This is a genomic window from Rufibacter sp. XAAS-G3-1 (assembly GCF_013623775.1).
In the GTDB taxonomy this organism is placed as follows: Bacteria; Bacteroidota; Bacteroidia; order Cytophagales; family Hymenobacteraceae; genus Nibribacter.
The window spans coordinates 57694-79533 of sequence record NZ_JABFAM010000014.1 but is presented as its reverse complement, the minus strand read 5'-3'; the positions used below and the strand labels follow the sequence as shown (position 1 = coordinate 79533).

Annotated in this window: 17 protein-coding genes; 13 read left to right on the top strand and 4 right to left on the bottom strand. The window is 51.5% G+C overall.

Annotation, left to right across the window (positions count from 1 at the left end):
- The first annotated feature begins 212 nt into the window (after nt 1-212).
- Together HHO50_RS16020 and purU are read left to right on the top strand one after the other, a co-directional pair.
- Nucleotides 213-887, top strand: a complete 675-nt coding sequence (locus HHO50_RS16020; RefSeq protein ID WP_181307320.1) for a DUF2939 domain-containing protein — start codon at nt 213-215, stop codon at nt 885-887.
- A 74-nt stretch (nt 888-961) separates the two neighbouring features.
- Nucleotides 962-1816: a formyltetrahydrofolate deformylase gene (purU, locus tag HHO50_RS16015; protein ID WP_255478776.1), complete on the top strand. Its 855-nt coding sequence runs from the start codon at nt 962-964 to the stop codon at nt 1814-1816.
- Between the two features lie 488 nt (nt 1817-2304).
- On the opposite strand, the gene HHO50_RS16010 is transcribed toward purU, so the two are convergent.
- Nucleotides 2305-3672 carry a deoxyguanosinetriphosphate triphosphohydrolase gene (locus HHO50_RS16010; protein WP_181307318.1) on the bottom strand — a complete coding sequence of 456 codons (1368 nt, stop codon included), beginning with the start codon at nt 3670-3672 and terminating at the stop codon, nt 2305-2307.
- Between the two features lie 225 nt (nt 3673-3897).
- A complete protein-coding gene (locus tag HHO50_RS16005; RefSeq protein WP_181307316.1) occupies nt 3898-6051 on the bottom strand; it encodes an IPT/TIG domain-containing protein in 2154 nt (717 codons plus the stop codon).
- A 1036-nt stretch (nt 6052-7087) separates the two neighbouring features.
- On the opposite strand from HHO50_RS16005, the gene HHO50_RS16000 reads away from it, so the two are divergent.
- The 9 genes from HHO50_RS16000 (at nt 7088) to HHO50_RS15960 (ending at nt 17561) form a co-directional block, all read left to right on the top strand.
- Nucleotides 7088-7546: a hypothetical protein gene (locus HHO50_RS16000; protein ID WP_181307314.1), complete on the top strand. Its 459-nt coding sequence runs from the start codon at nt 7088-7090 to the stop codon at nt 7544-7546.
- 4 nt (nt 7547-7550) lie between these two features.
- Nucleotides 7551-8681, top strand: a complete 1131-nt coding sequence (locus HHO50_RS15995) for a hypothetical protein (protein ID WP_181307312.1) — start codon at nt 7551-7553, stop codon at nt 8679-8681.
- Nucleotides 8682-8734: 53 nt separating this feature from the next.
- A complete protein-coding gene (locus tag HHO50_RS15990; protein WP_181307310.1) occupies nt 8735-10927 on the top strand; it encodes a prolyl oligopeptidase family protein in 2193 nt (730 codons plus the stop codon).
- A 537-nt stretch (nt 10928-11464) separates the two neighbouring features.
- Entirely contained in the window at nt 11465-11917 is a 453-nt protein-coding gene (locus HHO50_RS15985) for a MarR family winged helix-turn-helix transcriptional regulator (protein WP_181307308.1), read from the top strand.
- A 42-nt stretch (nt 11918-11959) separates the two neighbouring features.
- The gene (locus tag HHO50_RS15980; protein ID WP_181307306.1) at nt 11960-13279 is read left to right on the top strand and encodes a TolC family protein; all 1320 of its coding nucleotides are present in this window, start codon (nt 11960-11962) and stop codon (nt 13277-13279) included.
- 18 nt (nt 13280-13297) lie between these two features.
- Nucleotides 13298-14485, top strand: a complete 1188-nt coding sequence (locus HHO50_RS15975) for an HlyD family secretion protein (RefSeq protein ID WP_219921564.1) — start codon at nt 13298-13300, stop codon at nt 14483-14485.
- A 172-nt stretch (nt 14486-14657) separates the two neighbouring features.
- Nucleotides 14658-16232: an MFS transporter gene (locus HHO50_RS15970; protein WP_181307304.1), complete on the top strand. Its 1575-nt coding sequence runs from the start codon at nt 14658-14660 to the stop codon at nt 16230-16232.
- A gap of 66 nt (nt 16233-16298) precedes the next feature.
- A complete protein-coding gene (locus HHO50_RS15965; RefSeq protein ID WP_181307302.1) occupies nt 16299-16850 on the top strand; it encodes a hypothetical protein in 552 nt (183 codons plus the stop codon).
- A 234-nt stretch (nt 16851-17084) separates the two neighbouring features.
- The gene (locus HHO50_RS15960; RefSeq protein ID WP_181307300.1) at nt 17085-17561 is read left to right on the top strand and encodes a GNAT family N-acetyltransferase; all 477 of its coding nucleotides are present in this window, start codon (nt 17085-17087) and stop codon (nt 17559-17561) included.
- Between the two features lie 551 nt (nt 17562-18112).
- On the opposite strand, the gene HHO50_RS15955 is transcribed toward HHO50_RS15960, so the two are convergent.
- The gene (locus HHO50_RS15955; protein ID WP_181307298.1) at nt 18113-18418 is read right to left on the bottom strand and encodes a DUF4286 family protein; all 306 of its coding nucleotides are present in this window, start codon (nt 18416-18418) and stop codon (nt 18113-18115) included.
- Between the two features lie 91 nt (nt 18419-18509).
- On the opposite strand from HHO50_RS15955, the gene HHO50_RS15950 reads away from it, so the two are divergent.
- Nucleotides 18510-19316, top strand: coding sequence for an energy transducer TonB (locus tag HHO50_RS15950; protein WP_181307296.1), 807 nt, complete (start codon nt 18510-18512; stop codon nt 19314-19316).
- Between the two features lie 52 nt (nt 19317-19368).
- Here HHO50_RS15950 and HHO50_RS15945 read toward each other — a convergent pair whose 3' ends face one another.
- Nucleotides 19369-20610, bottom strand: coding sequence for an MFS transporter (locus HHO50_RS15945; protein WP_181307294.1), 1242 nt, complete (start codon nt 20608-20610; stop codon nt 19369-19371).
- A gap of 207 nt (nt 20611-20817) precedes the next feature.
- Here HHO50_RS15945 and HHO50_RS15940 point away from each other — a divergent pair, with 207 nt between their 5' ends.
- Entirely contained in the window at nt 20818-21696 is an 879-nt protein-coding gene (locus tag HHO50_RS15940) for a TraB/GumN family protein (RefSeq protein WP_181307292.1), read from the top strand.
- Nucleotides 21697-21840 lie beyond the last annotated feature (144 nt).

The following is a 21840-nucleotide window of genomic DNA, read 5'->3' as shown; positions in this document are numbered from 1 at the left end:
GAAATAAACCGCCCCTCCGCTTTGGGCCTGTTTTTATAAAAACAGGCCCAAAGCGGAGGGGCGGTTCTGCTTGGTACTCTCAATAGAAGCACTAACTTCACGATGCCCAGGGTGTAGCGGGAGAAAAAATTGTGGATGCAACAGGTTGGGAGCAGGCGGATGCGTGGGTTTTACGTAGTAAAAAAAGTTCTACTCAGATAGATGACATTCCTATGAAAAAAGCCATGGTTTGGCTCTTGGTGCTGGTATTGGTGGGAGCCGTTGGTTACGGGCTCTACAAGCGCTACGCCCAGGGCCCCGAATTCTCCTTATACCAAATCAAAAAAGCGGTAGACAACCGTGACCTGGCGGCGCTGGAAAAGTACGTAGACGTAGACCGCACCACCGCCAGTTTCCTGGATCAGGCGGTAAAGGCGGGTATGGCCGAACTGCCCCAGAAAGAACAGGCCCTGGCTGCCATGGCACTGGGCATGGCCATGGCGTCTAAAAAGCAGGAGGTCTTACAGGCCTTACGCGGAGGCATTGAAGAGTACGTGGAGCACCGGAGATCCATCAATGGCCGACCCGCCGCCGTGAGTGAGGAGGAATGGGAGCAGTTGCAGGCCGTGCTACCCATTCAGAAACTGCTCCAGGAAAACCCACTGACCAACAGCCGCCTGGAAGGGATTTCCTACGTGAACCGCACCGATACGCTGGCCGTGGTGGGTTTAGACCTGCGTGTGCCTTCGCAACCAAACCCAGTAGTTGTGGAAGTGCAGATGCGCGACCGCGACGGTTATTGGCAGGTAGTAGGTTTGCCTAACGCGGGAGCGGTCATGAAGCAGTTGGGCCTGTTGGAAACCTTCAAAGAACTCAGAAACCTACCCCAATTAAAACTGCGCCTGTGAGCGCTCAAACTCACTTTCTCCCAACCGCACATGCTACTCCATTTTTAGGCTATTTTACCTAAACTAGCCCGAAAATGGAAGGTACACCCCTCTCAACCATGGTTAATTTCCTGCTCATTGATTGCCCAGACCGCAAAGGCCTCATCTTCACCATTACGCAGATTGTCTTCCGGAACAACCTCAACATCACCAGCAATGATGAATTTGTAGACCGGCAACAGAACCACTTCTTCCTGCGGGCTGAGTTGGCGGGTGAGGTGCACGCGCAGGCCTTGGTGCAGGAACTCAGAGCAGAATTGCCGTCAGAGGCCAACATCCGGCTAGTGCCCGAACGCAAGAAAAACATTGTGCTGCTGGTCACCAAAGAGCACCACTGCCTGGGCGATCTGCTGCTTCGCCACGAGTACGGTGACTTGAACGCCAACATTCTAGCCGTGATTGGCAACTATGCCGCGTTGGAGTCACTGGTGAGCCGCTTCGGGATTCCGTTTCACCATGTGTCGCATGAGCAGAAAACCCGTGAGGAGCATGACCAGGAGATAAGCCAGATCATTGCCGCCTATGCCCCAGAATACGTGGTGCTGGCCAAGTACATGCGGGTGCTGAGCCCCGGGTTTGTCGCGCAGTTCCCTAACCGGATCATCAACATTCACCACTCTTTCCTGCCCGCCTTCATAGGGGCCAATCCGTACCGGCAGGCGTATGAGCGCGGCGTGAAAATCATTGGTGCCACCGCCCACTTTGTGAACAGTGATTTAGATGAGGGGCCTATCATAGCCCAGAACGTGATTCAGGTGAATCATGCCCAAGGTGCCCGCGACATGGCCCAGTCGGGTAGGGATGTGGAGAAGATTGTGCTGGCTCAGGCGTTGAAGCTGGTCTTCGCGGAAAAGGTGTTCGTGAGCAATAACAAAACCATCATCTTTTAGTGGTTCTTGGCAGACTCCGCTTTAAAGCCTCAGGCCGTCTTCAGTAGTTCTAAAAATGCAATGATAATCTAAAATTGAGCACTCGCTCGCCTCTGGCGAGTGTGGGTTACCTGCGGCGTCTCGCCGCTTCTTTGCTAGCATTACGAAACTTCCTATCCTCTTTTTTGTCATCCTGCAAGGATCTTGTGAGCAAGCGGTAATGGCAGCAATGCAGAGGCTTTCCAGTTCGCCCACAAGATCTTTTCAAGATGGCAAAGTGGGCAAGAACTGTTTTAAGTAGCAGGACAAATTAAACTATCTATTTTGTCATCCCTTCAGGATGACAAAGAGAGAAGAAGATATCGTTATTTCTGTCCAATTACTTAGTAATGAGGGCTTATTTACAGAATGTATCCAAATTTCTGCCTGTTTCTGGGCTGTTTTCGCAAAAACAGCCCAGAAACAGGCATTTCTCGGCTATTTACAACCAACAATAAACAACCAACAATTTAGTACATTTTAGGCAACTCAATCCCTTTGATCTTGCGGAACAGGCTGATGGCGCTGCTGTCCGTAAGGCCCGAGATGAAGTCTGTGATGTTGAGGATTTTCTCGTAGGCGTCTGGGGAGAGTTGGCGCTGCGGGCCCAAGAATTGGTCGGGTACTAGGTCCAGGTACTTACGGTGGCGGCCCGCCGATGGATCAAACACCGCTTTCAGGAACGCTTCCAGCAAACCACCCAGCACTTCAAACCCGGCCGCCTCAATCTCCAGCACAGGACGGTGCCGGTAAATGCGGTCTATGGAGACTTTCTTGATTTCGTCCAAAGCGGCTTTGTGCTGTACCAGGTTAATCAGAGATTGGTCAAAGGTGCCGTTCAGGATTTCCTCTTCGTGGTGTAGGAAGAGACCGGCGCATTCATAGATCAGGTGGTTGATGATGACCGCGCGCCAAACGCCAAGCTGTTCCCGCCAGTCATGGAAGGTGGTGCTGTGTACTTTGCCCGGTCGCTCGTTCAAGAGAGGGTGCAGCAATTCTTTCGCCTGATCAAACGGGATTAGACCCAACCGGCAACCGTCTTCAAAGTCAATGATGCGGTAACAAATGTCATCGGCGGCTTCTACCAGAAAAGCCATGGGGTGCCGGTGGAACGCACTTTCTCCGGCCGGTAACATACCCAGTTCCTGCGCAATCTTGCTGAAATGCGCCTGTTCGGCCTGAAAGAAGCCGTACTTTTTCTCGCTCGCCCGCTTGGTTCCTTTCACCACTGCGTCTGAGGGGCGGGGGTATTTGGTAAACGTAGCCAGCGTGCTGTAGGTAAGGCGCATGCCGCAGGAACCGGTGCTTTGGCCCGGATACGTGTGGGTGATAATCCGGAACCCGGCGGCGTTGCCTTCAAAATGCTGGAGGTCAGCAATCTGGGCCGGGGTTAACCCGGTTAAATATGCAGCGGCCTCGGGGCTTCTAAAGAAAGAGGAAATGGCATCTTCGCCGGAATGGCCAAACGGCGGATTGCCAATGTCATGGGTAAGACAGGCGGCGGCCACCATGTCCCCGAAATCAGATTCCAGCATGCCGGGGTGCGCTTCCAGAATAGCCGGATGCCGCTCCAGAAGGGTTTTGCCGACCATTCTTCCTAAAGAACGGCCCACGCAGGAAGTTTCCAAACTATGGGTAAGGCGGTTGTGCACGAAATCGCTCTCAGGCATGGGCATTACCTGCGTTTTGTTCTGTAACCGCCTAAAAGGGGTGGAAAACACCAGACGGTCATAATCGCGCTGGAATTCCCCGCGCACTGACTCATCGGTGGCGTGTTCTATGGTTTGGGCATCAAAGCGTTTCTTGGAGATCAGGCGCTCCCAGTTCATCTGTGGCATGGCAAAACTCTAAACCTCGAAACTACGGCTACCCACGCTGCAAAGCAAACCGAAACGGCAGCAATGTGAGCACTATGTTTTACTGGTGTTTTGAGGAAAATAGCCCTAAAACAGAAGCGGGTCTGTAAAAAGACATTGCTCTTTGTAGCCCCGCTTTTATATGGCTTCAGAAGTTGGTGATTCGTCTGCAATGGTAGAATTACCAACTAAAGGAAACAGGAGAAGCTATTCCAATTTCAGGTATTTGATAGTGCCGCTCTCGCGCGAGGTAGTCCATTTAATAAGTAACAATCCTCTGACGATAGGTGTCATTTCGTACTCGTTTTCAGGGAATAGCGTAAGATTGTACCTGTTAGATTCTGGGGTTACGGTAATCTCAAACGTGCGGTAGAGGCGGGCAGAGATATCATAGATGGCCAGTTGCACCCTTTCTTCCTGTGATGCATTGAAGTACAGCAAGGTCTGGTTTCCGCCGGGGTTAGGTGCTACCTGCCGCACAAAGCCGGGGCCGGCCACCTGCGCTACCTCAGAGTATTCCTGGGTGTTGTTGGTTCTAACCAGGCGCAGCCTATAGAAGTTAAGCTGAGAAAAAGGGGCGGGGTCTGTGAACTCGTAATCTCTGGGCACGGTAGAGTTGCCCCTGGCGGTTACCTGTCCAATTGGGGTGTAGTTCTCTCCGTCTGGGCTTCGTTCTACAATAAACTCGGTTAAGCCGGTTTCCTGCTGGGTAGTCCACTGAAGCAAAACCTGGTTGCTGGCGGTCAGGTGGCCCTCCAACGCAATCAACTCCACCGGAATGGCGCAGGCATTGGCCGGTTTAGGCACCATGGGGTCTACGTTGCAGGGGACAGTAGTACTGCTGCGGGCAATCACGTAATTCCCTCCGGCAATATCATTCTCAGCATTCAGGGTTCTGGATGCCGGGCCCTGGGCTACGGCGTAATGCATAATGGCCCGAGGCAATATAAGGTGGCTTAACTGATGCCCGTGCCCCAACTCGTGTACTACCACGGCTTGGAAATCGAACTGGCGGTTGGTGGACACGGCGGGCCCGTACTGCCAGTCTGCGCGCGGGGCAAACTCCATGTCTATCTCACTCACCCAGAAATTCAACACGCCGCCCGAGATACAGCCACTATACCGGCTAATGGTTCGGCCTAAAACGTTGTTGGGCAACTCGCCCGCATTGGCAAACCGCACGGAGTTCACGTCATCTTCGGCCGTGGTGGCCACGGGGTCATTGGAAGCGGCTACCCAATTGACGAATGTGCTGCAAGACCAATCGTTCATGGAGCGCTTAAAGGCGTAAAGGGCGGGCGCATTGGCTTCAAAACTGGCCCCGAACCGGAAGGTGTACCCGCCCTTGCCGTTCTGCGAGATAAGTCTGGGTTGATAGCTTTGCTCTTTAATGCCCCGTTCTGCGCTTTCATAGCCTACGTTTGAGTGCGCATAGATAATATTCAAGGGAGAGGGCGCAGTGGCGGTGTTGGGATCATTGTTCACTACCCTGAAATCTCCGGTGCCGGCGGTACCACCATCTATTCCATAAGAAGGTACTTTTACTCGTATCTGTGTGTCTGACCAGCTCAAGTAATCAGTGGGGAGCGGCTGGATAAAGGTTTTGCCGCCATCATCGGCGTTCCGGAATTCTACATAACCTTCGCCGCGGGTGTTCCCGAAGTTGCTGCCATTGATAGTTAACACGTCGCCGGTGCCCGCCCTTAGACTGGCTGGGCTGAAGCTAGAAATCAGCGGGATTAATCTGCGTTGGTTGGGGGTAGGGATTTCAGGTTTGAGGGCTACTTCCAGCTCTGGGTTGGCTTTCACCCGGCGGAGGGAGGCACCTGACAACCGCTCCAGCGAGCCATAGAGCTGCAACGGGATGGAGCTGTACTTTGCAAACGGATCTTTGGCGGTACCCTCAGACAACTGATATCTGATGAAGCCCTGCAGACTGCCGAAAACGGTATACCGCGCCAGCGGGGCCTTGGCTTTAGACGGCTGCAGAAAAAAGATACCCTGTTGCTGCTTTTTGAGCTGAAGCGTAGCCGAGTACACGTGTATGTCCAGGCCTACCCGTCCGCCCTCGGTTATGATTTCCACTGTGGTGGAGGTAGGGGTGCCTTTGAACACTTTGTAGATCTCTACCTGGTTGGCGGTGTAAATATTCTGGTGCTTCTCGTCCCAGAAAGACCGTTGGCTCACTACCTTTCCTTCCACCACCACCTCGGCCGTCTGGATGCGCTCCTCCAGGGACAACGGAATAAGTAGACAGGCATCCTGGGCTTGGGCAGCAGCGGCACCTAAGAACCCTAAGACCCAAAGAAAAGCAAAGAATTTGAAAGCCGAAGGGAAGAGACGGGTAAAGCTATGCTTCATATAAGACGCTGAATAGAAACTGCGGAATAGGAGTAAACGCCTGGGTTTTCGGGCTATGAAAGATACTGGCCAAACGGTACCGGCGCAACATACCTACGGAATAAATTGCCCCTGTGGATGATAGCTGAAGTACTTGCCCATAAAAATTGAGGCACTTACCCATTACAGGTAAATGCCTCAATAAGCTAAACAGAAACTACTTCGGGTATAAAACGGAGCATTGGCGGCCGTTATTGTGCGCCAACACAGGAAGGTTCCTGGTTTTAGCCTCTTTTTAGAAAACAAGGCCAGAAACAGAAAAAGGGGAATGCTGCCTGTTTGATTAACAACGGTGAGTTATAGACAAGAAAGTGCTTTGGGCAGCGGGTTACTGCGTGATCTGCCCCTTTTAGGCGTAATTTCCCGAAAAGGAGGAAGAAACGGGAACGGGTAAAAACACAAAAAGATCCAGCTATTTCTGCCAGATCCTTTTGCTACGTCACACAACAACTATTTCCCCTCTAAAACGGAGGAAGATTGCGGCATATTGTGTGCTCTTGAAAATTTATTTTCGGTTTTGGGCGTGTTTTCTCTAAAACAGCCTGAAAACAGCATTCTATGGCCCGGATTTACTTCCGTGACTTACGGATACTGCTTGGAAAGTCACGGAAGTAACTCTAAACCCTAGTGGGGCGTTCTGGAGAAGGGAAGATAAACGAAAGTAGAACCCTCGCTCGCGTCCCGCGAGTGTGGGAAATCACTGCTTTTCTAGGGCTACCAAATATAAGTACGCGGGCAGAATTAGTTTTACTTACTTTTCTTGTTGTCTTCCTGGAAGGATCTTGGTGGCGAACGGCAATTGTGCTCCATCAAAGCTATTCTAGTTCGCCCACAAGATCCTTCCAGGAAGACAAATAGGATAACGTAATGCTGTCTCCGTGCTTAGGAGCCGATTTTGCCTGCTGTCACTGCTGCCAAGGCTGAGGAGACAATGCCCTTTATTGGGAATATAAAAAGGTTTTCTCTAATATAGATGGGTAAACCTTTGTTCGCGCGTATGCTTTCCTCTTCTTGGCGCCTGGTCTGCCTGCAAGTTTTGGTAACGGTGAGTATTCTGGGGTCTTTGGGTTCTTCTTTTACCCTGATACACGGTTGGGGAGAACTGTACCCTTTCGCCAACTGGAAGCTGTTCACCCAACCCCGCGGCAGCGACAACCACTACAGCACGTACCGGGTGTACACGCGTAGCAGCGGAGAAGCTACTTTCCAACGGCAGGCCGTGCGCCCCACGCGTTCCTTTGACCAGGATGACTACGTGTACACCCTGGACTATTGGGTAAACCGCACCTTAGCTGATACCGCCAACACCACCAACAGCCGGGAAAGATTGCGTACGCTCGTCAACTACCTGCACCCCCAAGCCCGGGAATACCGCATTGTGCGGGAGACTACCACGGTAGAGGAATTGCTGCGCCAGCCGGGGGAATATAAAGCCGATACCGTTGTCTGTTTCTGATAACATGGCCCCAAACGCTTCGTCACGGCCAAAGACCAGCGATTCCGGTTTCTTCAACCGCTATCTGCGCGCCAGCACAGACTTCTTCTATGCCGAGCTGTTTCTTCGGCTTTTCACCTTTGTCTGGCTCTGCTGGGCGCTGACAAAGTTTGACCAGTATCTTGACCGGCCTGCCGAATTATATGAACCGCTTACTTGGGTAGGCAGCCTTGTAACTCCTGTTCTCCCCCGTAAAGAAGTTTTCTGGGGTGTGTTGGCAGTGGCCGCATTGGCTAATTTGGGCAAGTTTTTCGTAAAACGAGCTATAATCCCGCAAGTAGTTTTAGCAGCGGCGCTGTTGTGGATAAACCTGGTGCTGTGGAGCTACGGGTACCTGCCGCACGTGAACCATCTGTTTCTGCTGGCCCATCTCTTCCTGATTTTTGTAGTGGTGGAAAAACCAGGCGTGAACAAGCCAGACAAGATTCAATACACGAGCATCAACTGGTTTTACTTCGGGCTGCTGTTTGTCTACACGCTCTCCGGACTATGGAAAATAGCGGCTCTGGCGAAGAAACTTCTCTCTGCCTCAGCAGACGTGCATTGGCTCAGGCCCCCGGCGGCGTTGTACAATGCGCTGGTCAGTTTTCGGGAGTATGACCAGCCACTCACGTTTGCGCACCTGTTTCTGGAGTACCCGTGGGTGTGGCAAATCGGGTTTGTGGCGGTGGTTTATATCCTGACCTCGGCGGTAGCCGCAGCGGGGCATCCTCCGCTCCGGCCGTGGGTGGGGGCGTTGCTCATGGGCTTTCACCTTATCAATCAGTTCGCGTTCCTTATCTTCTTTGTGGTCGCCTGCCTTACCATTCTGTGCCTGTTCTTCCCCTATAGCCTGGTGTGTAGACAGTACCGGGAGCTATGCCGTTTTCCCATTGATTTTCGTTTTACAGGCAAAAAACGAACTGCCACTTACATCAGAACCTATGAAGACGGGCAGGAAGATGCCTATCATGGGTTTGAAGCCTATCGGCAGAGATTACAGGATAAACACTATTACCTGAGCGGTTTGCTGTGCTTCCCGGGGGTGAAGTTGGTAACGGAGCTTTGCTGGAGAGGGGCGGGTAGGAATGCTTCAACAAATGCTTTTGTTTTGTAAATTGGAATGGAGAGAAACCCACGCTTTACCTGGTGAAACTAACGCCTATAAACATGAACAAATCCTTTACGTTTATCTGGGTTGCTGCCTTGGCGGCAATCACTGGCTGCAAAACCAGTACGCCATCCGCTTCACCTACGGCAGCCGTTACCAACGCTGCTGCCAATGCGCCCGCAGGGGCCGCTAATTCTTTAACCACTATGTACCCGAAAACCGAAAAGATAAACCACGTAGATACCTACCACGGCACGCAGGTGCCAGACCCGTACCGCTGGCTGGAAGCCGATACCGCTGAAAACGTAGCCGCGTGGGTGAAGCAACAGAACGAAGTGACCTTTGATTACCTGGCTAAAATCCCGTTCAGGGAGCAGATGAAGCAGCGCCTCACGCAACTCTGGAACTACCCCAAATACGGCGCGCCCTTTCAGGAAGGCGATTATTATTACTTCTACAAAAACGACGGTCTCCAGAACCAGAGCGTGTTGTACCGCCAGAAAGGCCTGAACGGCACCCCAGAACTGTTCCTGGATCCCAACAAACTGTCAGAAGACGGCACCACTTCCCTGGGTAGCCTGGATTTCAGCAAAGACGCTAAATATGCCGTGTACACCACCTCTACCGGCGGTTCTGACTGGCGCGATGCCTATGTGCTGGACGTGGCCACGGGTAAAAAGCTGTCTGATGAACTGCACTGGATTAAATTCTCGGGCACCAGTTGGTTTAAAGACGGCTTCTTCTACAGCCGCTACGCCGAGCCTACCCAGGGCTCCAGACTGGCCAACAAGAACGAGTTCCACCAAGTCTACTACCACAAAGTAGGCACCCCGCAAAGCCAGGACCAACTTATCTGGGAAGACAAAGCACACCCACTCCGCTTATTGTTTGCCGGTACCACCCAAGATGAAAAATACCTTATCCTCACCGCCTCAGAGGGCACCAGCAACAACTCTTTGTATGTGAAAGACCTCACCAGGAACAACAGCCCGCTGGTGCCGCTGGTGGAGAGCTTTGACAAAGAGTATGGTGTGGTGGAAAACATAGGTGACAAGCTCATTGTGCTCACCAACCAGAACGCGCCCAAGTACAAGCTCATAGAGATTGACCTGAAGAAACCGCAGCAGGCCCACTGGAAAACGCTGGTGCCTGAAACCGACAACGTGCTCAATAACGCATCGCTGGTAAACAACCGCTTGCTGCTGAATTACATGAAAGACGCTGCTACGTTGGTGCGCGTGCATGACACCAGCGGCAAATGGCTGCATGATGTTACCTTGCCTACCATTGGTACCGCCAGCGGGTTTGGCGGGAAGAAGGAAGACAAGACCGTTTTCTACACCTTCACCTCGTTCACGTACCCCAGCGCCATCTACCAGTATGACGTAGCCACCAATACATCCACGCTCTTCCGGAAGTCTGAGGTAGATGTAGACATGGAAGCCTATGAAACCAGGCAAGTCTTTTACACCAGCAAAGACGGCACCAAGGTTCCCATGTTCATCACCCACAAGAAAGGGCTGCCACTGACCGGCGACAATCCCACCTACCTGTACGCCTACGGCGGATTCAACGCTTCCATGACCCCCGGCTTCAGCATCGCCCGCATGGTGTGGCTGGAGAACGGCGGTGTGTATGCCGTAGCCAACATACGGGGCGGTGGCGAGTACGGCGAGGCCTGGCACAAAGCCGGGGTAACACCTAACAAACAGAACGTCTTTGACGATTTCATCTCAGCCGCCGAATACCTCATAAACCAGAAATACACCTCCTCGCAGAAATTAGCCATCGCCGGAGGCTCTAACGGGGGGTTGCTCATTGGGGCCGTAGCCAACCAACGGCCAGATTTGTTCAAGGTGGCCTTGCCCGCCGTGGGCGTGATGGACATGCTGCGCTTCCATAAGTTCACCATCGGGTGGGCCTGGGTACCCGAGTATGGTTCCTCAGATGATGCCGCGCAGTTCCAGAACCTGCTCAAGTTCTCGCCCATACACAACATTAAAGAAGGCATGACCTACCCGGCCACCTTAGTGACCACCGCTGACCATGACGACCGCGTAGTACCCGCGCACTCGTTCAAGTACATCGCCACGCTGCAGGAGAAAGGCGCACCGGGAAATCCGTACCTGATAAGAGTAGACGTGAAAGCCGGACACGGGGCCGGTAAATCTACCACTGCCCAAATTGCCGAGGCGGCCGACACCTGGGCGTTCACCTTCTACAACATGGGCGTGAATCCGTACCACAAATAAAAGAAGTAATTTTGAACAGAAGCCGATGCGAAAGAAAGCATCGGCTTCTGTTTTGCCTTATTACCGGATAGAGTTTGTGTTTTAAGCCTGTTTTTAGGAAAACAAGCCAAAACAGACTTTACCATGACTTCTCTCTATGGCGCGGATTTACTTCCGTGACTTTCTAAGCAGTATCCGTCAGGCACAGAAGTAAATCCGCGCCATAGAAGGTGTTTATAGATTCTGCTTTCGTTTTGGGGCTCGTTTCTGAAAACAAGGCCAAAAACGGGAGTTCCAGAACGGCAGGAACACGCTTATAATGGCTGTTTTTGGGCTGTTTTCCTGAAATTTCAAACAGCTTCTAAGTCGATATATTCACAGTGGGCAGCCGCATTTCTCTGTAGGTTCTCAGAAAAGGGCGTAAAGCAGGTGAATAAACGATGCTATTCTTCCTCCGGCCAACTCCGTCCAGGTAATTTCCCAAGTCTAAAATAAAGTTATAAAATTAGTTTGTTATTTAACTGTTGAGCCTTTATCTTTGCATCATAAAATTTAGATATGTCTAAGTCAACCCGTGAGAATGCCATCCTTTTCCTGCAGCAAATGACAAAGGTGACTCTGGCATTGAAAGGATATATGCGCCAGAAATTCAAGGCCCATAATGTGGACATCACCTTTGAGATGCTGCAGGTGCTGCGTTTTCTGTGGGAGAAAGAGAGCTGCAACCAACAGGAAATCGCGACGGCCATCAACAAGGACAAAGCCAGTCTGACGTACCTCCTCGATAACCTAGGGCGCCGCAACCTGGTACTGCGCACCGAAGATAGCCAAGACCGCCGGAACAAAATCATCACCTTGACTCAGGAAGGCAGAGAGCTGGAAAGCCTTATCACCCCTTGGTTGGAGGAAATGTATGGACTGGTAGCGGAAAACGTTTCGGCCGGAGATTTAGCCACCAGTCTGCACACCTTCGAAACGATTTACAAAAATATCCAAAACAAGGCAGAATAGTTTTTTGCTTTATTAGTTAAATATTTAACAGTTAAATATAGTATGATTAAGAGACAAACCATTTTAGGTTTACTTGTGGTTCTGTTCGCCTCGGTGGAGGTAAATGCCCAGGAATTGGTGCCGCGGGTGCTGACGGTAGAGGAACTGTTCACGCTCGCCGAGCAGAACAGCCAGCAGCTACAGGTGTCGCGCACCGGTATTGAGATTGCCCAGCAGCAGCGGGAGGTAGCCGAAACCCAGAAACGCCCCACCCTGAACGTAGCGGCCACGGCCAGTTACATCGGGGATGTCAGAATCCTGGATACCGACTTCTCTGAGGCGCAGAACGTAAAGATGCCCCATTTCGGGAACTCCTTCTCGGTGCAGGCCAGCCAGGTGGTGTTCAAGGGAGGCGCCATCAACAACAGCATTCAGCGCGCAGAGCTGAATCAGGAGGTGGCCAGCCTGAGCTTCGCCAGAAACCGCGCCGATATTAAACTGCTGTTGGTGGCCCGCTACGTGGATTTGTACCGCCTGGAGCGCCAACGTCTGGTGTACCAGCGTAACATTGAGCTGGCTCAACTGCGCCTGAAAAACATCCATAACCTGTATAAGCAGGGCATGGTTACCCGCAATGACCTTATCAGAAGCGAACTGCAGATTACCAACCTGGACATGGCGGTGCTGGAGGCAAGCAACAACCTGTCTATCGCCAATCAGCAGCTCCGCCAGCTGGTAGGCCTGCCCGCCAACACGCAGATTGTGCCGGACTCCTCTTTTCTGGCCTCCCAGATGGAAAGCCGGGATTACACGACCTACCTGGACTTGGCCCTGGGTAACTTCCCTGACATAAAGACCGCCCAGGTGAATGTGGACATTGCCCGCAAGAACCTGGAGATTGCCAAAACCGACAGGATACCGGCTATCACCCTACAGGCCGGGAACTCCCTGGCCCGGCCCATCACTACTGCTAGCCCGGCGCTGGACATGTACTCCAGAGGCTGGAACGCGGGCGTGGGCATCAACTATAACATGTCCTCGCTCTACAACGTCCGCCACAGCATCGCCTTGGCCAATACCGCCGTGGCGCAACAGCAGCAGGTAGCCACGCTGCAGCGCCAGAACATTGAAAACGAGGTCAACAGCGCCTTTATCAAGCACAACGAAGCCCGGCAGCGGAGCGTGAGTTTTACCCAGAGCATTCGGCTTGCCGATGAGAATTACCGCATCGTAGAGAAAAAATACTACGGTAGCCTGGCCCTGATAGTGGACGTTCTGGATGCCACCAACGCAAAACTGGAGGCCGAGCTGCAGAAAGCCAACGCAGACGCCAACATCTTCTACACCTATTACCAATTACAGCGCCTAGCCGGTAACCTTTAACAGAAATCCATTAAAGAAATGTCACAACAGAAAGAAAATACCCCAATAGAAGGAAGTGCGGCTCCTGCGGAGAACAAGGAACAAAGCCATCCTTCCCCCGAAAACCACGCTCCCCAGGATTCCCACAAACAGGAGGGGCACGGGAAACACCACGAAGCGCACGCGCATCCCAAGAAACGCAAGGCCGGGCCTATCATCATGAACACCTTGCTGTTGCTGGCCATTGCCGGAGGCCTGTTTTGGGTGGCTACTCTCTTCTTTGATTTCGGGAAGAACGAAATCACCAATGATGCCCAGGTAGAGCAGTTCATTACCCCCATCAACGCCCGCGTGGGTGGCTACATTGATAAAATATACTTTACCGAGCACCAGCCGGTGAAACAAGGGGACACCTTGGTGGTCATTAATGACAACGAAATAAGAATCCAACTGGCCCAGGCCGAGGCTGCCTACCTGGATGCCGTCGCCAGCAGGAACGTGACCAGCTCCAGCGTGAATACCGTGAGCAACAACGTGGGGGTTTCAGAGGCGAACATCGCCGAGGCCCAGGCCCGCCTGGAAAACCTGGAGGCGAACTACCGGCGCTACGAAAGCCTTTTGAAAGACGAAGCCGTGACGCGCCAGCAATACGAGCAGGTGAAAACCGAGTATGATGCCGCCCGGGCCCGCTACCGAGGTCTTCAGAAACAGAAACAGTCTACCCAGCTTTCTACCACAGAGGTGAAATCCAGGCTGGCCGTGAACGACGCCAACATCAAACGTGCCGCCGCCGCGCTGGACATGGCCAAACTGAACCTGAGTTATACCGTCATCACCGCGCCGTATGATGGGGTGGTGGGCCGGAGGAACATCCAGGAAGGGCAGTTAATCCAACCCGGGCAGGCCTTGGTGCCCATCGTGCGCGCCGACCAGATTTGGGTGGTGGCCAACTACAAGGAAACACAGACAGGGAAACTGGCCATCGGGCAACCGGTGGAGATTGAGGTGGACGCCGTGAAAGGCAAAGTCTTCAAGGGCAAGGTAACCGCCATCTCCGAGGCCACCGGCGCTAAATACTCCGCTGTGCCAACGGATAATTCTGCGGGTAACTTCGTGAAAATACAGCAGCGCATTCCGGTACGCATTGAGTTCACGCCGGAGAACCAGCCCGCTGACCTGGAGAAACTCCGTGCCGGGATGAACGTGGAGGTGAAAGCCCTCCTTTAATCATTTCCTGTTTTAGGCTTGATTTCAGAAAATCAGGCCTAAAACAGGAAATGATTATAAGAAAATTATCCCTGTTTTCAGGCTGTTTTTCTAAAAACAGCCTGAAAACAGGAAGAAAACACAACCCAAACACACATCGGCCGCAAAGCCGGAACTGGAAAGAAACAAGAGAATGTCTGAAGTTAGAAAAGGGCTGTTCCATGACTGGGTTCCCAAACCCGTAGGGCTGCTGGTTATTGTTTTCCTCACCTTGGTCGTTCTGACCACCAACGGTCTGTACACCGCCAATATCACCGATATGGTGGGCGGGCTGGGTACCATGGCAGAGTACCTGACCATGGCCAATTTTGCCTCCTCCATTGGCATGGTGGTGGTTTTCCCTATTCTGTTTCAGGTAAAGAGCCTGTTGAAAGGGCGCCACATTTTACTCATCAGCCTGAGCGGCACCGCGGCCTTGACCCTGCTCTGTGCCATGACCACCCACCCCGAGGTAATGATTGCGGCCAATTTTCTATTGGGAGCCCTCAAGATGTTTGCCATGATAGAAGTCATCATCCCGGTCATGATGATCATTAGCCCGGACGGGAACCGGGGCAGGTTCTACGCCATTTTCTACCCCATTAGTATTGTCTCGGGTCAGGTATCGGCCTATTTCACCGCCCAATTGGCGTATGACTACAACTGGCAGCTCGTGTATTATTTCATGCTACCTGGGTTATTGTTGGGTCTGGCATTGGTAGTCATCTTTTACCACAACGGGCGCACCATGCCCAAAGCCCCGTGGGCAGGCATGGACTGGCTTAGCCTTGGATTGCTGGGCGCTACGCTCATGCTCCTGAACTATATTCTGTGTTTTGCCAGGGTAGAGGATTATTTCAATTCGGTAAACATACAGGGTGCGTGCATCGGGTTTGTGGTGGGGGTGCTTTGGTTTGCAAAGCGCCAGTTTTCCTTGCCCAAGCCTTTCATTGACCTTACTATCCTCAAGCGCCGGAATGTATGGGGATCCCTGCTGCTGGTGTTTTTAATGGGATTATTCATGGGGACAGGTTCCATCCAGAGCGCCCTCACGGTAGGCATCCTTAAATTCAACCCCATGACCAACGCGCAGATAAACCTATGGATGATTCCGGGGATAATCGTAGGAGGCGTTTTTATGTTTTTTGCTAACAAATACGAGTGGAGCTTTAAGCAGATGGTGCTGGTGGGTTTCTTCGCCTACATTCTGGCGCACATGGTTATGTATATGAACGTACACCCGGGCGCGGGCGTGCAGGACTTCTACCTGGCCTCGGCGCTGAAGGGGGTGGGCATGGTGATCCTCTTTGCCTCCCTGGGCCTCTATGCCTCAGATAAACTGCAGATGCTGGAGATGTTTGCGGCCTCCACGTTCCTAATTATCGTCCGCTCGTTCATAGGCCCGGCTTTTTTCTCAGCGGTGATGTCCTGTGGCATGTACCACGGCCAGATAGACAACCTGCAACAATTGGCCCAGAACATGGATGCCCTGAACCCGAACGTGGTGGCCAGGTTTCTAGGCTCCGGGGTGTTAGGCCTCTACGGGTCGGCCACGGCCCAGGCCATTCTGCTCACGGCGCAGGAGATGCTGGGCTGGGTGGTACTGGCCGGTGGCGGTATCGTGCTGTTCGTGCTGCTGTTCCGCTTTGGCATGGTAAACCGGCGGGCCATGGTGAACATCCGGAAGAAATGGAGAAGCGCGGTCGCGTTCCAGGCCATCACCAGTTAAAGCGTGCCGCTTAAATCAATCGTTGCACCAGTTCCTGTTTCCATTTAAGATATACTTGTTTTTATTATGAAATTGATAAAGGTTTTTATTCTGTTATTTGCCTTCGCCTGCCCGGTTTACAGCCAGACGGTTTCCCATACCACTGCCTCTGAGGGAAAAGTTGAGGAGCACCAATTCAAACATGCCCGGGTAAGCGTTGTTCTGTACCACACCCATATAGGCACCCATACCCAGAATGGGAAAGAGTTCATCAGCATACCCTCCATAGGATTTGATGTGGAATATTGGTTTAACCCCACCTGGGGCATTGGCTCGCATAATGACCTGGAACTTATAAATTTTGAGGTGAAGCAAGGCGAACACCATTCTGTGGAGCGGGAGCGGCCCGTGTTGTTGACCGTAGATGGCCTTTGTAAGCCTTGGAAGGGGCTGGTGCTGTTGGCAGGCCTGGGCACGGAGATAGAGGAACGGGAAAGGCTATTTGTGCTGCGAGGCGGCCTGGAATACGAGGTAGAGTTGAAAGACCACTGGGATGTTGCCCCTGCGGTATTTTATGACAACCGCCTCCATGCCTATGACACGTTCTCTGTGGGCATTGGCATAGGGAAACGCTTCTAACGCAGTGCCTGCTGCCTACCTGAGGCGTTAAACTGAATCGCAATATGCCCGACGCTTGAAGATATCGTGCAGAAAGGGCAGCGCAATGAACTGCTGGAGAAAGCCCTGAAAATAGCCCGTGCAGAGAAGTAAAGAGTAAGATTTTCATTCACGGCTCCGGTTGGATAACTTGCAGGAAATAGCGCGAGCAAACAAAGGCAATCTGTCTTCTCCTCTCCAAGCTAAACCCCTACTATGAGCCAAACCATAAAAATTAGAAAAGGAACCGAGGCCGATTTACCGGGCGTACATGCCTTGATTGTGGAACTGGCCGTGTACGAGAAAGCCCCCGATGAAGTCACCAACACCCTGGAAGACATGCGCCACGATGGGTTCGGGGGACAGCCCATCTTTGAGTTCTTCGTCGCCGATTCTGCGGAGGAGGGAATTGTGGGCATCGCGCTGTACTATACCGCCTATTCTACCTGGAAAGGAAAGATGCTGTTTCTGGAGGATATTGTGGTCACCGAGCGCCTCCGTAGGCAAGGCATTGGCCGTTTGCTGTTCCACGCCGTAGCGAAGGCCGCCAAAGAAGAGAATTACAAGCGCATGAAGTGGCAGGTGCTGGACTGGAACGAGCCCGCCATTAACTTCTACCGCAGCATTGGCGCCCACCTGGATGCCGAGTGGATCAACTGCAATCTTAGTCAGGAAGAATTACAACGCTTCTAAGTTTATCGGCTGTAAAAACAAAGCCGCCTAAAAACGTCTTGTTGCGTTCCGGGGCTGTTTACGGAAAACGGGCTATAAACGGCCTTGGCGGAGACCCTCGTAGGAGCTGCGCGCACTACGAGGTCTTTGGAGCAAGCGGAGTTGCGGAAGCAGACACAAAACGCGAAAACCTGTGAGGTCTTGAAGACCTCACAGGTTTAGAGCCAACTGGCGCGGGACTTCAGCCTTGTGACTGGGGATGAAGCGAGTCTCCAGACTCGCCGGGAACCACTGGCAGGAGGGCGTAAGGTCAGGTTTAACTCCCTTTCAACCAGAAACCACCACATGGCGTTTTGAGGCTGTTTTTGCGTAAACAGCCTCAAACCAGCTTAACGGGTGATGGTTGAAAACAGAATACCTGGTTGCCTATTGGGGCACTTCAAACAAAAAACGCCCTGAAACCGAATTCTGGTTTCAGGGCGTTTTCATAAATATGGGCTAAAAACAGAGCTGTCGTCAAGAAAGCAGCGATTCCTCAACTGATAACTGACAACCAGCAACTGAAAACTAAACTAGCCTACTACTTCCAGCACGGTTCTGAAGGCCACAAACTGACCGGGGTATTTGGCCTGCATTTTGGCCTGCATGGCTTGGTCATGCTCGCGGTGATACTCCAGCAGGTCATCCATGTGGCGGGCGTAGTACTGGATGGCGTAGGTAGAGCCGCCGTTGTCTTCTTCCTCCATCACTTTGGCGATTTGGAATTTAATGAAGAAGGTGGTTGCCATCACCTCCGGAATATGGGTTTCCTGCATCCACTGCAGCCAATTAGCCGCCACGGCGTTGTCTATGTTTACGGTTTCGTTGAAAAGAATCATTCTCAAAATTACTGCTTATCTTGCTATAACAAATAAGAACCCGAAAAAGGTGCCTTCCCAGATGGCGCACGTCCCATTCATTAAATACCCAATGAACAAAGTTTTACTCTCCATGCTAATGTGGGCATGTGCTATGACAGTTGGTTACAGCCAAACAGATTCGGTCACTTATTTAGACAAGGACTTTAATGAAACTTCTAGGGGGTACGCTGTCTTTTACCGTGTCACCCAGATAACGGATCAAGTTTCTGGAAGGGGATATCAAAAAGATTTTTTCATGACGGGGGAATTGAGGCAAGAGTCTCACTTTAGTAAAGTAGATTCAGTGAGAGACGGCCTTTCAACCAAATGGTATAGAAATGGCCAGTTAGAGTCTAAAACGGAGTTTGTAAAAGGCTTGCAGCATGGCAAGCAGGAGGCTTGGTATGAGAGTGGACAACAAAAATGGGTTTCCAATTACGACAAAGGTAAATTAGACGGCGAGACAAAGTCATATCATTCCAACCAAAAGCCAAAGCGAGAAGACATTTACAGGCAGGGGAAATTACTTAACGGGCAATGCTTCAACGAAAATGGAGCGCCGGTTCCCCATTACCTTTTTGAGGTAATGCCAGAGTTCCCCGGCGGACAGAAAGCCATGTTTCAGTTTTTGGGCAACAACATGAGAATACCCAAAGACATGCAAAAAGCTAAACAGAGCGGACATATAATTCTATCATTTGTGGTAGGGAGAGATGGACAAGTGGGGCATATTCAGGTTGTTAAAACAACCCATGAGTCGCTGGCCAGAAATGCAGTTCAAATGCTTGAAGCTATGCCCCGTTGGATACCGGGAACCCAAGACGGTGAAGCTGTACCAGTGAAGTATACGGTGCCTTACAAGATAAAAGTAGACTAGATTAATTCCGTTTTCAGGCTCATTTTCCAAAATGAGCCTGAAAATTAAAACCTTATGATTCCTCCAGGTAATCCAGGTCTTTGCCATAGCTCTCCGGTAAGGTTAAGATAGCCACTAGCGCAATGAGCAAGGCGAATGCCCCCAAGGCTCCGGCAGTCAGTAACAAGCCCCACTCTTCTTTGTAGGCGCTAAACGTAAGGGTGAATGGTATGACGGCCCCGCGTACAAAATTGGGTACGGTGGTGGTAGCGGTGGCTCTAATGTTGGTGCCAAACTGTTCTGCCGCTATGGTCACAAACATGGCCCAATAGCCACTGGCAAACCCCAGGGCGCAGCATAGGGCATAGAAATAGGTCTCACTAGCGCCATGGGCTACCAGGTAAAGGGTAATGGCGAGCGCGAGCAAAAAGAGGAAGAGTATTACGGCGCGTTTCCGGCTTTTCAGCTTTTGGCTGAGCAAGCCGCTGGCCACGTCTCCCAAACTCAACCCGAAATAGGAAAAGCCGATGGCCTTGGCGGTTGAAATGGCAACAGGTACGCCCAACGCCTGGCCAAACTCGGGAGAGAATGTGATAAGTACGCCAATCACAAACCAGATAGGAACCCCTACCAGAATACATTTCACATACTTCAGGAACCGAGCCCTGTTGGTGAAAAGGCTCAGGAAATTGCCCCGCGCTACCTCTTGTTTCTGGGTGCGCGCAAACATGCCAGATTCATAGACCCCAATGCGGAGCAGTAACAGGAGCAAGCCTAAACCACCTCCCACAAAATAGGCGGTGCGCCAATGAAAGTACTCGCCAATCACCCCGGCCAAAATTGCCCCAGAAATCCCTACAGACGCCACTATGGTGGTGCCGTACCCGCGCTTTTCCTTGGGTAGTACTTCTGAGACCAGCGTAATCCCCGCCCCCAGCTCCCCGGCCAAACCCACCCCGGCTATAAACCGCAGCCAGGCATACAGTTCCAGGTTGTGAACGAAGCCGTTGGCAACATTGGCCGCCGAATACAGGAAGATGGAGCCAAACAGCACCGAGATACGCCCCCGTTTATCGCCCAGCACGCCCCAGAAAATACCCCCCAACAGCATGCCGGCCATCTGCATGTTAATCAGGTGTACTCCCTCGTCCAGCAAAGCAGCGGGACTGGTCACCCCCAAATCACGCAGACTGGCTATTCTGACAATGCTAAACAGCACAAGGTCATAGATGTCTACAAAGTACCCTAGCGCGGCGACTACCACGGCGGTGTTTACTATTTTACTCTTGGCATCTGGGGAAGTAGTGATTTGCATAAAGGCTGGTTGATATAGTTTAAAGTATAACTATTCTTAGTTTCTGCTATGGTTTTAAAATTTTGCTATTAGTTAGGTAAGTGCTTTGTTTCCAGTAGATTAAATTTTAAGAAGTATTTAATATGAATCTACAGGGTTCTTATAAAATTCATGTTGTTGCCTCATAAAATGTAATACTTTTGTAAAAGTATTTGTAACCTTTAGTTCATGGGCACGTTTAAAGCCTCCTTTTTATTCTTCTTAAGTCTGTTCTTCGGCGGTATGCTGCTGCCGGAGCGTGCAATTTGTGCCACGCCCTCTACTGAAAACTCCCTGCTTTGGAAAGTTAGCGGCAAAGGGATCAAGACCTCCTACCTCTACGGAACCTTCCATTTAGTGCCTAAAGACCAGTTTGTTCTGCCCAATAAGGTAAAAGAAAAAATGATAAAGTCACAGGTGGCGGTGTTTGAAGTGGATTTGGACAGCCCCAAGCTCACCAGCCTGCTATCCAGGTCTATGCGCATGAGCCAGCCCTTGGAGTCGTTGATGACCGTGCAGGAATACAACCTCTTCGCCAGCTTTGTGAAAGACACTCTGGAGCGCAGCATGCAGCAGTTCCGGTACATAAAGCCTGGTTTCCTGGGCCAATTGCTGCTATATCCCAAATTATTGGGTTATAGCCCAGAATCCTATGATTTGGCACTGTTAGATCTGGCTAAAAAGTGGCATAAATCTGTGTATGCGCTGGAAACCCCCGAAGAGCAGGTGGCCCTCTTTGACCAATCTACGCTGGCAGACCAGGCCTCGCAGTTGCTCAATAATGTAAAGCAGTTTGACAGGCAGCGGAAGCTCATGAAGAAGATGCTGTCTTTGTACCAGCAGGAAGACCTGGCAGGTTTGTACAGCCTGATCACTTCTCAGGAAGACGAGAAGTCAAACGATATGCTGCTGGATGAGCGGAACCACAAATGGCTCACGCCAATGGTGAACATGATGAAGAAACACCCCTCGTTTGTAGCGGTTGGCGCTGCGCACCTAGCCGGTGAGGAAGGGTTGATCCAGTTGTTGCGTGCCCAAGGGTATAAAGTAGAACCGGTATTAAATTAAATAACTATATATTAAAGTAGCCTATAGAGAAAGCTTTTACTAATTAATCCAAATGCAAAGGCCGGTTAGATGTACTAATCGGTCATTTGCATTTTATAGGGAAGGCGGAAGTGTTGGAGTGGTGCCTTTCTGTTATTGGCCTTA